This is a genomic window from Anaerococcus groningensis (genome assembly GCF_046365465.1).
GTDB lineage: Bacteria > Bacillota > Clostridia > Tissierellales > Peptoniphilaceae > Anaerococcus > Anaerococcus groningensis.
Window position 1 is genome coordinate 44,389 of sequence record NZ_JBGMEG010000005.1, and the last position, 13,025, is coordinate 57,413.

At 32.9% G+C, this 13,025-nt stretch carries 12 protein-coding genes; 1 reads left to right on the forward strand and 11 read right to left on the reverse strand.

Annotated elements, in window-relative coordinates; genetic code table 11:
• Nucleotides 1–4 precede the first annotated feature (4 nt).
• Nucleotides 5–1,009 (reverse strand): substrate-binding domain-containing protein, encoded by a 1,005-nt coding sequence (locus AB9Q04_RS04130; protein WP_410024111.1) that lies wholly within the window; start codon nucleotides 1,007–1,009, stop codon nucleotides 5–7.
• A 145-nt stretch (nucleotides 1,010–1,154) separates the two neighbouring features.
• On the reverse strand, nucleotides 1,155–2,510 hold the full coding sequence (locus tag AB9Q04_RS04135; RefSeq protein WP_410024112.1) for a uracil-xanthine permease family protein: 1,356 nt from the start codon (nucleotides 2,508–2,510) through the stop codon (nucleotides 1,155–1,157).
• A 220-nt stretch (nucleotides 2,511–2,730) separates the two neighbouring features.
• Between AB9Q04_RS04135 and asnA the strand changes: the two genes are divergently transcribed.
• Nucleotides 2,731–3,744, forward strand: a complete 1,014-nt coding sequence (gene asnA / locus AB9Q04_RS04140; protein WP_410024113.1) for an aspartate--ammonia ligase — start codon at nucleotides 2,731–2,733, stop codon at nucleotides 3,742–3,744.
• A 45-nt stretch (nucleotides 3,745–3,789) separates the two neighbouring features.
• On the opposite strand, the gene recQ is transcribed toward asnA, so the two are convergent.
• The 9 genes from recQ to AB9Q04_RS04185 are packed head-to-tail and all read right to left on the reverse strand — an operon-like array spanning nucleotide 3,790 to nucleotide 12,963.
• Entirely contained in the window at nucleotides 3,790–5,589 is a 1,800-nt protein-coding gene (recQ, locus tag AB9Q04_RS04145; protein ID WP_410024114.1) for a DNA helicase RecQ, read from the reverse strand.
• Nucleotides 5,590–5,626: 37 nt separating this feature from the next.
• Nucleotides 5,627–6,796: a DUF4097 family beta strand repeat-containing protein gene (locus AB9Q04_RS04150; RefSeq protein WP_410024115.1), complete on the reverse strand. Its 1,170-nt coding sequence runs from the start codon at nucleotides 6,794–6,796 to the stop codon at nucleotides 5,627–5,629.
• Nucleotides 6,786–7,205, reverse strand: a complete 420-nt coding sequence (locus AB9Q04_RS04155; protein WP_410024116.1) for a hypothetical protein — start codon at nucleotides 7,203–7,205, stop codon at nucleotides 6,786–6,788. The genes AB9Q04_RS04150 and AB9Q04_RS04155 overlap by 11 nt, the downstream gene beginning before the upstream one ends.
• On the reverse strand, nucleotides 7,198–7,941 hold the full coding sequence (gene truA, locus AB9Q04_RS04160; protein WP_410024117.1) for a tRNA pseudouridine(38-40) synthase TruA: 744 nt from the start codon (nucleotides 7,939–7,941) through the stop codon (nucleotides 7,198–7,200). Before truA ends, AB9Q04_RS04155 begins: the two co-directional genes overlap by 8 nt.
• Nucleotides 7,935–8,732, reverse strand: coding sequence for an energy-coupling factor transporter transmembrane component T family protein (locus AB9Q04_RS04165; RefSeq protein WP_410024118.1), 798 nt, complete (start codon nucleotides 8,730–8,732; stop codon nucleotides 7,935–7,937). The genes truA and AB9Q04_RS04165 overlap by 7 nt, the downstream gene beginning before the upstream one ends.
• Nucleotides 8,725–9,582: an energy-coupling factor transporter ATPase gene (locus AB9Q04_RS04170; protein WP_410024119.1), complete on the reverse strand. Its 858-nt coding sequence runs from the start codon at nucleotides 9,580–9,582 to the stop codon at nucleotides 8,725–8,727. Before AB9Q04_RS04170 ends, AB9Q04_RS04165 begins: the two co-directional genes overlap by 8 nt.
• Nucleotides 9,579–10,400 carry an energy-coupling factor transporter ATPase gene (locus AB9Q04_RS04175; protein ID WP_410024120.1) on the reverse strand — a complete coding sequence of 274 codons (822 nt, stop codon included), beginning with the start codon at nucleotides 10,398–10,400 and terminating at the stop codon, nucleotides 9,579–9,581. The genes AB9Q04_RS04170 and AB9Q04_RS04175 overlap by 4 nt, the downstream gene beginning before the upstream one ends.
• Before the next feature lie 8 nt (nucleotides 10,401–10,408).
• Nucleotides 10,409–11,827 (reverse strand): L,D-transpeptidase family protein, encoded by a 1,419-nt coding sequence (locus tag AB9Q04_RS04180; RefSeq protein ID WP_410024121.1) that lies wholly within the window; start codon nucleotides 11,825–11,827, stop codon nucleotides 10,409–10,411.
• Entirely contained in the window at nucleotides 11,824–12,963 is a 1,140-nt protein-coding gene (locus tag AB9Q04_RS04185; RefSeq protein WP_410024122.1) for a THUMP domain-containing class I SAM-dependent RNA methyltransferase, read from the reverse strand. The genes AB9Q04_RS04180 and AB9Q04_RS04185 overlap by 4 nt, the downstream gene beginning before the upstream one ends.
• Between the last annotated feature and the right edge of the window lie 62 nt (nucleotides 12,964–13,025).

The window sequence follows — 13,025 nt, forward strand, 5'->3', positions numbered from 1 at the left end:
TTTCTTAGTTTAATTCTCCAGTATTTTTAAGTTCACCTGCAAAGATTTGTTTAAGTTGTTCGATTGTTAAATCTTCAACTTTGCTGTCTTTGTTAACAATAACAGCTATTCCGTCTGTTGCGATTACTTCTGGTGTTAATTGCTCTTTTTCATCATCTTTAAGTTCTCTTGATGCCATAGCGATTTGTGCTGCACCATCGATAACTGCTTCAATACCTGCTGATGATCCGTTAGATTGGATTTCAATTGTTACATCTGGGTTAAGAGCTTCATAAGCTTCTTTGAATTTTTCCATAAGTGGAGTTACAGATGTAGATCCTGCTACTGTTATAGATCCGCTTAAACCTTCTGCTGCAGTGTATTCTTCAGTATCTTTTAAAGGTACATATCCTTCTTCTTTTACAAGTTCTTGGGCTTGTTTAGATAAAGCATATTTTAAGAAGTCTTGAGAGATTTCATCTAGACCTTCTTCTTTGTATGCAAGGTTAAATGGTCTTGAGATTTTGTAATCTCCTGATTCAATATTTTCTTCTGTTGCTTCTACACCTTCAACTTTAACTGGTTTTACTGTATCATTTAATGAACCAAGAGAAATGTAACCAATAGCTGATGGGTCTTGTGCTACAGTTGTCATAACTCCGTTTGTAGAGTTTTGAACTACTGCATCAACAGTTGTTTTATCTTCTTTGCTTCCATCTGCTGCTTCTTCTTCAAGACCAACAAGTTCTATGAAAGCTCCTCTTGTACCAGAACCATCTTCTCTTGATACTACTGTAAAGTCATAGTCTTCTGCATTAGCTGTGTCAGCTTCTTCTGTTGTTTCTTCTTTTGCTTCATCAGCTGGTTCTGTTGTAGCATCATCTGTAGCTTCTTCTGTTGTTTCAGCTGTATCTGTAGTTTCTGTTGCAGCTGGTTCTTCAGTTTTATTTTCAGCATTGTTTCCACATGCTGTTAAAACTAATCCTAGTGAAAGTGCTGCTGCAATAATTTTTGAATTTTTAAGTGTCATGAAATATCTCCTTATAGTTTTCTTATATTTCTTTACTTAAGTATTCTACACAAGCTTTATTTAATTTATTTTAAAGTTTTGTAAAATTTGTGTAAAGTTTGCTCCAACTACATTACTTATATACCCACTTAAAAATTTTCAAACATCAAGCTTTATCTTCTTCTTTTTCTGGGATAACTAGGTTCATTATAAATGCAAATAAGGTTGTAAGAACAACTGGAGATGAGCCTATAGCTACTTCTAAGCTTTCTGGCATAAATGTAACTCCTGCATTATGAGCTGCAGTAACTACTTGGGTAAAACCAAAACCTATTGCTACAGATACACCAACTATGTAAGTGTTTCTCATAGATAAGGGTTGGCTAGTTATCATTCTTATACCATTCATTGTTATAGCAGCAAAAACTGAAATGGTAGCTCCCCCTATAACTGGATATGGAATTGTTAGTAACAGAGAAGAAAATTTAGGTACAAGACCTGCTATTAAAATCATAATAGATGAAGTAATAAATACTTTTTTATTTATTACCTTATTAATAGAAACTATCCCAGCATTTTGTGAAAAAGTTGCAGTAGGTAGGGTTCCTATAAAAGCTCCAAGTATATTTGCAACAGAAAAGCCCATGATACCACCACGAAGTTCATCACTTGTAGCTGGTCTATTCATACCACCTATAGTAGTAGAGTTCATATCCCCTATTCCCTCAATACAGGTTACTATGAAAATAATAATAAAGGCTGCAACTGCTGATGGTTCAAATTTGATACCAAAATACATTGGACTTACAAAAGAAAACCACCCAGATTCTGCCACTGGAGATAAATCTACATAGCCCATAAAAAACGCTAATACATAACCAACTATCATAGAAAGTAGGACAGATGCTAATGATACCATGCCTTTACCAAAGTGGGTAAAGATAATATTTGCAAGTAGGGTCACCGCTGCAATAAACCAATATTGCCAAGATCCCCATCCTGCCATACTCACATCTCCTCCACCACCCATATAATTTAGAGCAACTGGATATAAAGAAAGTCCGATTGATAAAACAACAGTACCGGCTACTAGAGGTGGGAAATATGGTAAGACATATTTAAGAGCAAAACCAAAAATAAAAGAAAAAATTGCCGCAATAAGTTGGGCTCCTAAAACTATGGCCACGATATTTTTTGACCCTAAACTCTCAAATTGGTTGGCAAGAGCAATCATTGTTGGAACATAAGAAAAACTTACCCCATAAATCATAGGAAGTTTATTTCCTATAAGACGCGCTGGAGCTAAAATAATCAAAAGTGTAGTAAGTGCTGATCCTATAAGCGACATTTGCACTAGTAATATAGAATGACCATAATCAAGACCTGCAGCTCCTGCAAAAATTAAAGTAGGTGCTATACAACCTGCAATCATTGCTATAAGATGCTCAAAAGCTAAAGGCAAGGACTGCTTTAAACTAACAGGTCCATCAACAGTAAATAAATTAGAATAATTTTTATCCATTATCTCTCCTTCATATTTAAATAATAGTAACGACCGACTAACTTATCATCCTTAATAATAAATGATGTTTTTATTTTATAACAATTTTACAGAGAATATTTTAACTTAATTGGTGAAATTAAAAATTTTAATAAAAGAATTCGGTTAAAAACGTTATCCTTGACAACAATTAGTAAAAAATTATAATCATTAAGTGATTATACAGAAAAAGAGGTTAAAAATGAGCAATATTATAGTACCAGATGGGTACACTTCAGATCCAGATTTATATACAACACAATTATTAATAAAAGAAATAAAAGATTATTTTCAAATTAACTTAGCAAATAACTTAAATTTAAAAAGGGTGTCAGCCCCACTATTTGTATCAAAAGAATCAGGGTTAAATGATAACTTAAACGGTTTTGAAGGTCCGGTAGTATTTGATGTTCCAGAAGCAAACAACGAAGAGCTAGAAATAGTTCACTCCCTTGCCAAATGGAAACGCTACGCCCTTAAAAAATATAATTTTAGAATGCATGAAGGCCTTTACACAGACATGAACGCTATCCGCCGTTGTGAAGTGCCAGATAATACCCATTCATTTTATGTAGACCAATGGGACTGGGAACTTATTATGGAAGAAGGCGAGAGAAATGAAGATTATTTAAAAAGAGTAGTAAATGTTATCTACAGAACATTAAAATCTCTAGATGAATATCTTTGCAGTCTTATTCCTCAAAGACATAAGCTTTTAAAAGATCAAATAACCTTTATTACCAGCCAAGAACTTTTAGATAAGTATCCAGAAGTAGCTGACAGTACAGAAAGAGAAAGACTAGCAGTAAAAGAATATGGGGCGATATTCTTAATGCAAATTGGTACTACTCTTTCAAACGGACAAAAACACGATAACAGAGCACCAGACTACGATGACTGGTTATTAAATGGGGATTTAATAGTTTATAATCCAATCTTAGATGACCAGTTAGAATTATCTTCTATGGGTATTAGGGTAAATCCAGATAGATTAAATGAACAATTAAAACAATCAGACAATCTAGATCGTTTAAAATATAATTACCACAGAATGCTAATGGATGGAGAATTACCACAAACTGTTGGTGGTGGTATAGGTCAATCTAGACTTTGTATGTTCTTCCTACAAAAAGCTCACATTGGTGAAGTACAGGTTTCCTACTGGCCAGATGATTATAGGATGGCTCTAGAAAATAGGGGTGTTACCCTATTATAGCTAATAAAAAATCTCACTTTTTAGGTGAGATTTTTTGTTTACTTTTTATGCCAAAAATTCTGATATTTCAGCTATAAATATGTCCCCATATTGGACAAGTTTTTTATCTCCTACTCCCTTTACTTCTAAAAACTCTTCTTCTGTTTGTGGTTTTAAGGTTGCCATATCTTTTAAAGAAGCATCTGAAAATATAATAAAAGGTGGAATATTTCGATTTTTTGATAAATCTAGCCTTACTTTTTTAAGGTGGTTAAATAACTTATCATCATAGTCGGTTGGGTCAATATTTCTTAGGCTTTTTTCCATTTCTTTTACCGGATCAGCTTTATTTTCAATAACAAATACTTTCTCATTATCAAAGAGTACTTCTTTTGATTTTTCTGTAAGCTTTAAAATAGGATATTGGCCGCCACTTACTCTAATATAGCCATCTGCAATCAAGGTTCCTATAAGGTCTTTGATATATTTATCATCATTTTCTTTCATAATTCCAAAGGTCGAAACTTCAGATAAATTTTTCTCACGCGCATTTTTATTTTGGGATCCCTTAAGACAGTCAACTATGGTTTTTGACCCGTACCTTTGATCTAGCCTATAAATACAGGATAAAATTTTTTGGCTATCAATGGTTGCATCTGTTTTATCTACTTCACTTAGACAATTAGAACAGTTATCACAATAGTCCATAGCCTCACTACCAAAATAACTAAGGATAAATCCTCTAAGGCAATTGCTAGTATTTACATAATTTATTATAGTTTGTAATTTTTCTAGCTGATATTTCTTAAAGGAAAAGTTATTAGTTTGATTTATCAAAAATTTGTTAATAATTATATCTTGGGCGTTATATAATAAAATACAATCAGCATCTTCTCCGTCTCGTCCTGCACGACCTGCTTCCTGGTAATAAGATTCCATATCCTTGGGCATATTGTAGTGGATAACATAGCGTACATTGCTTTTATCAATGCCCATACCAAAAGCATTGGTAGCAACTATTATTTTTTTGCGTTCATAGATAAAGTCATCTTGGTTTTTAATTCTTGTACTTTCATCTAAACCAGCATGGTACTTACAAACATCAAGGCCCATTTTCTTAAGCGACTTATAAACCTCATCCACTTTTTTACGAGTGGAGGCATAGATGATACCGGATTCATCATCATGGTCTTTTAAATATCCTTTTAAAAATTTTAGTTTATCTTTTGGTTTTTCTACAATATAGGTTAGATTTTTCCTATCAAAGCCTGTTACCTTTATAAAGGGATCTTTAAGTTCTAAGTTCTTAATTATATCATCACGTACTTCTTTGGTTGCTGTTGCCGTAAAGGCTGCAACTGGGATTTCTCCAATAACATCATAGATACTTGGAATAAGTTTATAGGCTGGCCTAAAATCATGGCCCCATTGGCTTATACAGTGAGCTTCATCTACTGCTACAAAATTTATATTCAAATTCTTAATAAATTCTATAAAAAAATTATTTTCTAGTCTTTCTGGTGAAATATAAAGTAGTTTTACATGTCCGCGTCTGATATCACTTAAGGTTTGCTTATACTCATCAGTGGTTAAAGTCGAATTAATAAAGCTTGCACTAATTCCATTTTCGTTTAAGGCATCCACTTGATCTTTCATCAAAGATATTAAGGGCGATATGACAAGAGTAATTCCATCCATCATTAAAGCAGGCAATTGATAACAAATAGACTTGCCACCGCCAGTTGGTAACACTCCTAGTACATCTTTACCATCTAAGATATTTTTTATAATCTCTTCTTGGCCTGCCCTAAAACTTTCATAACCAAAATATTTTTTTAAATTTTCCTTTAATAAATTTTCTGTCATTATAAATCCTAAAAAAAATAATTAAGCTCCTAAGAACTTAATTATTATTTCCTTCGGTTTGATCAACCTCTTTATCAGTCTCGATTTCTTCTGGTAAATCTTCTTCTGTACTATCGGTTAATTCTTCTTCAGTTTCTTCTTGGTCTATTTGCTCTGTTTGAGGTTGCTCATCGGCTTCTTCCTCATAGTCACTTCTTGGACTTTGGTTAGTTATATATTCTTCTTCCTCTAAGATAGCTCCCTCACCCTTGTTAAAGGTAATATCTCCTACCTTTGTTTTTAGACTAATATCTTTTTGAGCCTTATTATTTTTGCTAAAGCCATCTTTGATATTTCTATAAGAAATATTTCCTAAAATAAAGTTACCTACTTCTAGATTTGCCTTTACATTATAGTTATCAAGGCTATCAGTTGAGCTAATTATAATATCTCCAGTTTGAGTTGAAAAATCCGACCTAGTTCCTAGCTTACTTTCGTTAATAATAATATCTCCCGCATTTGTAGCAAGTTTTGTATTTAAAAGTTCTGATTTTTCTAGGCTAATGTCTCCTGCTTCATTAGTCACACTTCCTCCAAAAAATGAGTTTTCAAAGCTAATGTGGCCAGTTTTTACATTTAAATCTAGATTTCTAACTTCTAAATCAGTTATTTTTACATCACCAGCATTAACATTGGCCTTGATTTCTTCTAAATTCTTATCCATTGGTAAGAATATTCTAAGGATTTGGACCTTATTTTTCATATTCAATTCCTTACCCTTAATGTCTGACTTGAGGTTTAACACACCATTTTCATAAGAAACATCGATAGTGTAGACATCTTCTTCCCCTCTTTTTAGCTCAGTATACTCTATATAAGGGTTGGTATTTGATTTTTGGATACGAATATCAGCCACATCTAGGTCAATATTAATTTTTTTCACTTGGTTTAAGTCAACGCGCATGATAGTGGAGCCATTATAAGAATTTTGGTCAATTGCTTCTGATGTTTGACTGTCTTGTGGATCCATATTTTGTTTTTTATTTATAAAGTAAAGAGCTGCTGCTAGCAAAACTACTATTAAAGCAGCGATTAAAATATTTCTTTGACTAAATTTTTTGCGTCTTTTTCTTCTCTTGCCTTGGTTTTTGCTTTCTTCATCTAGAATTTCTTCTAACTCTTGGTCGTATTGCTCTTCTTCATTTATATTTTTATTATTATCTTCCATAGGTATCCCCCTCAGGTCCACTTGTCTTAAATTGTAAAATCTGTAAAAACAAGGTTAGAATAAATATCCAAACAATCATGGGAATATTAAAGTTCCCGTCCTTGTAAAATGGATATAGTAATGTCTCAAAAATCCTTGTTTCATTAGACGATATAAAATATTGTACCATAAAAAATAAAGTAATTATATTATATAGACTTATAGCAATATTTAATAAGTGTTTACTAAAAGATAAATCATAATCTCTAATGTATAAAGTAGCAATTATTAGTAAAAGAGATGAAAAAATTGCAAAATATATCAATTGTTCCTTAGGTACATAAAGATAGCCAGCGAAAGCTGTAAAAATTAATACAAATATCTTAAATTCTTCCAAAAAATTATATTTTTTTGTTTTATCTTCACTCATAATCGATACTCCATAAATATAGGCCACTAGCTGCTAGGGCCGGATTGGCTTTTTTAGTGTTATTAGAAGCAAAATAGTTTTTAAATTCATCCATACTTAGCTTGCCACGGGCTAGTTCTACCAAGGCCCCTGACATAATTCTAACTTGGTTATGTAAAAAACTATTGGCCTTATAGTAGATTTCTATTTTATTTTCATTTGCAACAAAGTACGCATCATTTAAAGTACGAACAGTATTTATTTCTAAATCCTTATCAACCCTCATAAAGGCTTTAAAGTCATGCTCTCCCTTTAGAATATCCAAGCCTTCTTGTAATTTTCCTAAATCAAGCTTATAGGTAATATGCTCCATATAATTTCTATATATAGGGTGCATAATTTTATCTCTATAAATTACATACTGGTAGGTCTTAGTTTTTGCAGAAAATCTAGCATGAAAACTTAGGTCTACCTCTTTGGATTCTAGGGAAATAATATCATCTGGCAAGAATGGTTCTATATGATATTTAAAGGCTCTTGGGTTGATATTGGTAGCTGTTAGAAAATTTATGTATTGAGCATAGGCATGGACTCCTGCATCAGTCCTGCCTGCTGCAATAATGCGGTTATTTTCACCAGTTACTTTATGAATGGCTTTTTTTACTTCACTTTCTACATTTCTTAAGCCTTCTTGGTATTGGTATCCATGGAAATTTGTTCCATCATAACCAATTTTTAAAAGTATATTTTTTACCATAGGTATTTTTTAGCAATCATAAGCACACAAAATCCTAAAAATAAAAACAGCGTTATATAGTCTGTCTTATCCATAATGATTTCATTTAGCTTAGTACGTTCTTCACCAATACGGTACATCCTAGCCTCCATGGCTGTAGCAAGGTCATCAGATCTTTTAAATGAATTTATAAAAAGTGGTACTAAAAGAGGAATCATTGCCTTAGCACGATTAAAGATGTTTCCAGATTCAAAATCTGCTCCTCTAGCCATTTGTGCCATTCTTATTTTATTTGCCTCATCAAATAAGGTTGGGATAAATCTTAGGGAAATACTTATCATCATGGCAAGCTCTCCTGCAGGAAAACCGAATCTTTTTAGGGGTGAAAATAATTTTTCTAAGCCGTCTGTAAGCTCCATGGGACTAGTTGTATAGGTTAACATGGATGTTGTAAGAATAATTAAAATTAGTCTTATAATTGTAAAAAGAGTTCTATAGACACCTTCATCAGTTATAGTTAATCTACCAAAAGATACTAGCGTATTCCCAGGGGCAGTAAATAGGTTAATAATTGCAGTTACTATGATAATAAATAGTAGGGGTCTTAGTGATTTAAAAACGTTCTTTACAGGGATTTTTGCTGTATAAAGCATAAGAACTAATAAAATTGCAAAGGGAATGAAACTTACAAAGTCATCTACAAAAAATATTGTAATAATATATGCAAAAACTCCGATAAGCTTTACCCTAGGATCTAGCCTGTGCATAAAAGTATCAAAGGGTAGGTATTGACCGATTGTTATTTTATTCATGGGCTACTCCTAAATATTTACTTAATTCCTCTACTGCAGCTTCTATAGTGTAGATATCATCACGGACATCATGGCCCTCATTTTTGTATGCTTTCATAAATCTTGATACTTGAGGAACATCTAATCCAATTTTTTCTAAATCTACTTTAGTAAAGGTATCATAGGTTGATGCATCACTATAAATCTCACCCTTATTCATAACAATGACCCTATCTACATACTCTGCCACATCTTCCATGGAATGGCTAACTAAAACAATAGTTAGTTCTGGATCATTTTCATAAATACTTATGATTTCTCTAAAAATTTCCTCTCGACCTGCTGGGTCTAAACCTGCAGTTAACTCATCTAGAACCAAAACCTTTGGATTCATAGCAATAATTCCTGCAACGGCAACCCTTCTTTGCTGACCCCCAGATATTTCAAAAGGAGATACATTTTTGTATGTTTCATAGTCAAGACCAACTTTACTCATGGCTTCTTTTACACGTAAATCTACTTCATCTTCTGTTAAACCCATATTTGTAGGGCCAAATGATATGTCTTTTGCTATAGATTCTTCAAAAAGCTGGTGTTCTGGATATTGAAAAACAAGACCAACCTTAAATCTGATATCCCTACGTTTCTCTTTATCCTTGGTATTTACACCATCTACAACTACATCTCCATTTGTTGGGATTAAAAGTCCATTTAATAATTGAACTAGAGTTGATTTTCCTGATCCAGTTTGTCCTATTAAGCCTATAATTTCATGGTTACCTATATTTAAATTGATATCTTTTAGAGCATATACTTCACCAGGTATGCCTTGATTGTAAATATAATCTACATTTTTTATATCTATATTCATATACTCTCCAACATTTCATCAATACTTAAGGGTAGTTTTTCAAATTTTACACCTTTTTTGCTTAGTTCATAGGCCACTTCTGTAACTTGTGGGACTGTAAGGCCTAGAGATTTCATTTGATCAACTTTAGAAAAAACTTCTCTAGCACTTCCTTCTAGGGCTACCTGTCCCTTATCAAGAACTACAATTTTATCAGCTATTATAGCCTCTTCCATGTAGTGGGTAATATAAATTATAGTTTTACCATAATTTTTGTTTAACTCTTCTACAAGTTTTATAACATCCTTACGTCCCTTGGGGTCAAGCATGGCAGTTGGTTCATCAAAAATAATGTAGTCGCTCATCATAGCAACTACACCTGCAATTGATACCCTTTGTTTTTGACCACCAGATAGATTTGCGGGATTTCTTGTTTTAAAATCACTCATGCCAACTAAGTCTATTGCGCTATCTACTCTTTGTCTAAGCTCAGGATTTGGGATTTGTAGGTTTTCCACCCCAAAGGCTACCTCTTCTTCTACAGTTGTAGCCACCATTTGGTTATCTGGGTTTTGGAAAACCATGGAGCATTTGCCCCTTACATCCCATATTAAATTTTCATCTTTTGTATTTAAGTCATCTATCCAAATATCTCCAGTAGTTGGAAAAATTTGCGCATTCATCAGCTTTCCCAAAGTGGATTTACCAGACCCATTATGGCCTAAAACAGCAACAAAATCTCCTTTATTTATTTCAAGATTAAGTTCTTTTAAGGCAAAATGGCCCTCGCTATCATCATTTGATGGATAGGCATAACTTAGATTTTCAATTTTTATCATAATATCTCTTAATAAATCATACCAGGTGAGTAATTTGTGCTTGATTCATAAACTACTACTGGTGTTACATAATCAACATTCTCAAATAAGGCTTTTGCTGCTGATGGTGGTAGGTTATAGCAACCGTGAGATCCATTTTGTAGGTAAGTACTTCCACCAAATCCACCACGCCATGGTGCATCATGGAAGCCTTCTCCATCCCAGCCTATTGGCATCCAGTAATCAACTGGAGTTTGGTATGAAGTTTGGCCATCAAAGTTTAAACCTGTTAAAGTAGTGTCGGCAACTTTATTTAAAATTTGTCCTACACCAACATTTGTCGCCCAGCCATCAATTGGTCTACCTGAAACTAAGTCAGATTCTAAGATTAAATTACCATCTTTATAAAACCACATGTGTTGACGGGATAGGTCTACTTCTACATAAGTATCTGCTATATCCTCACCAGTATCTGTTCTTACATAGGCAATATTTGCGTAAACGGGTTCTATAACACCGCTTTCTCTAGAATTTACTTGTTCATAAATTTTATCAACCATGCCATCAACATCTAGTTTAAAGCCATAAACTCCTGGAGCTACAACTATTTCTCCTATACCTGTAGCATTAAACTTACGGTTTTTTCCATAGGTATCTGTTTCGCTTGCTAGATATTTTGCATAGTCATAAACTTTATCATAGTTTAACTCAAGACCTTCATCAGTCATATCAAATAAATCAAGTAAGGAGTTGCCTTCTAATTTTAAGTCAAAACCATTAAAGTTAAATTTGATACTCATGTCTTTGATATGCTCAGAATCAGCTAGAACTTTTTGTAATTTTTCTGATTTACTAGTTACTTTTGGATTGTGGTAGTAGCTATCGTCTAAGCTTAGTTCCTTACTTTTTGTATTGATATTATCGATAATGGCCTCTTTTAATTTCTTTTTATCAACCTCATTACCAATAACCTCATCTTCTATAAAAAACTCTCCATCTTTCATGGCAATTTTTGCATCTTTTGGCTCTGTTATACCATTCATTAACTTTGATTCCTCGATTTTTTTATCAAGTTTATCTTCATCATAAGAAACCTTGTATTCAAAATCAAAGTCTTGCTTTTTATTATTTACTAGAGCAGCCGGCCAAGTAAAAGGGTTTTGATCTATTTTTGCATCTGATGGTAATTTAGCATCATAGTCGATGTCAGCTGGGTTAATTATTAAATCTCTATCATCTCTACCTGTTACATTTAAGCTAAAATCATCTGGAGCTTTTTCTAAAGCTTCCTTTTTTGAAGCATAAGAAATGTCCTTGCCATTTAAAAATGTTCCTGGCAAAGCTATATACGAAAATATCACTGTTCCTATTAAGTAGATAGCAACAAGTATTGATATAATAATAAGTCCTATCCTCTTACCATCATTCTTTTCTTTTTTATCAGTCAATTATTTCCTCCGTTATTATCTGGTTTTTTCCCAAAATATTGGTAAAAATCAACTTTCTCTCCACCGTTATAAAGCTTTCTCTTTTTAGAAAGTCTTCTTTTAAATTTCTGATCAAATCTTTCATCACTGGTTATAAAATAACAAGACCATGTATCCATGTTCTTAAATTTATCATTAATTTTTTGGTAAATCTCATCAGTATCTACCCTAGATAATCTCTCTCCATAAGGTGGGTTGGTTATAATAATCCCATAGTCATCTTTTAAAGCAACATTTGAGATGTCACGGGTAAGAAATGAAATATCTTCCTCAACACCTGCATTTATAGCATTATTTTTTGCAAGGCTAATAGCCCTACCGGATATATCTGATCCTAGCAAATTAAGTTTTTTATCATAATCAATTACTGATAAGGCTTCTTTTTTTGCATTTTTGTGATGGTCTTTATCAAAGAAAATAAAGTCTTCATAATCAAAGTTTCTATCTATACCTGGAGCAATATTGCGCGCTTTTCTAGCTGCTTCTATTAATATAGTCCCCGACCCACAAAATCCATCAAATAAAAACCTATCAGGATTGTAAAATGATAAATCAACAAGAGCTGCTGCAAGATTTTCGCGTAAAGGTGCTTTTACTGTATCTTCACGGTAACCACGTTTGTGTAGCCCCTCTCCGGATGTATCTATAACTACACTTGCAATATCATTTTTAAGCATCACTTCTATTTGGACCCTATGACCAGATTTTTCAAAGTGATTTACCCTATATTTTTTTCTCATAGAATCTATAATAGCTTTTTCAGTAACTGATTGAATAGTTCTTATCGAAAAAAGCTTAGACTTATAGGTTCTAGCATTTACTATAAAATTGCTCTGCTTATCTAAAAAATCAGACCAGCTAATAGCCTTTACCCTTTCAAAAAGTTCATCAAAATCGCCTGCCTTAAAACTATCCACTACAAGATAGACCCTATCAGCTTCACGTAAATTTATATTCAGTTTTGAAATATCTGATAATTGCCCATTAAGGGAAATCATCCCATCACTAACTTCAAAGTCTTCATAGCCCATATCTAAAAGCTGTCTTTTAACAAGGGCCTCTAGGCCAAAGCTAGTGGTAATCAAAAATTTAGTCATACTTTTATTATAACTTTAAAAACTAATTTTTCATCTTATAATAAGTATTTTCACAATAAAAA

Excerpts from the sequence above, each read along its gene's own strand:
- AB9Q04_RS04165 (WP_410024118.1), bottom strand. The coding sequence starts at position 8,732 with ATGAATAAAATAACAATCGGTCAATACCTACCCTTTGATACTTTTATG.
- AB9Q04_RS04170 (WP_410024119.1), bottom strand. The coding sequence starts at position 9,582 with ATGAATATAGATATAAAAAATGTAGATTATATTTACAATCAAGGCATA.
- AB9Q04_RS04155 (WP_410024116.1), bottom strand. The coding sequence starts at position 7,205 with ATGAGTGAAGATAAAACAAAAAAATATAATTTTTTGGAAGAATTTAAG.
- AB9Q04_RS04150 (WP_410024115.1), bottom strand. The coding sequence starts at position 6,796 with ATGGAAGATAATAATAAAAATATAAATGAAGAAGAGCAATACGACCAA.
- AB9Q04_RS04185 (WP_410024122.1), bottom strand. The coding sequence starts at position 12,963 with ATGACTAAATTTTTGATTACCACTAGCTTTGGCCTAGAGGCCCTTGTT.
- AB9Q04_RS04175 (WP_410024120.1), bottom strand. The coding sequence starts at position 10,400 with ATGATAAAAATTGAAAATCTAAGTTATGCCTATCCATCAAATGATGAT.
- asnA (WP_410024113.1), top strand. The coding sequence starts at position 2,731 with ATGAGCAATATTATAGTACCAGATGGGTACACTTCAGATCCAGATTTA.
- truA (WP_410024117.1), bottom strand. The coding sequence starts at position 7,941 with ATGGTAAAAAATATACTTTTAAAAATTGGTTATGATGGAACAAATTTC.
- recQ (WP_410024114.1), bottom strand. The coding sequence starts at position 5,589 with ATGACAGAAAATTTATTAAAGGAAAATTTAAAAAAATATTTTGGTTAT.
- AB9Q04_RS04130 (WP_410024111.1), bottom strand. The coding sequence starts at position 1,009 with ATGACACTTAAAAATTCAAAAATTATTGCAGCAGCACTTTCACTAGGA.
- AB9Q04_RS04135 (WP_410024112.1), bottom strand. The coding sequence starts at position 2,510 with ATGGATAAAAATTATTCTAATTTATTTACTGTTGATGGACCTGTTAGT.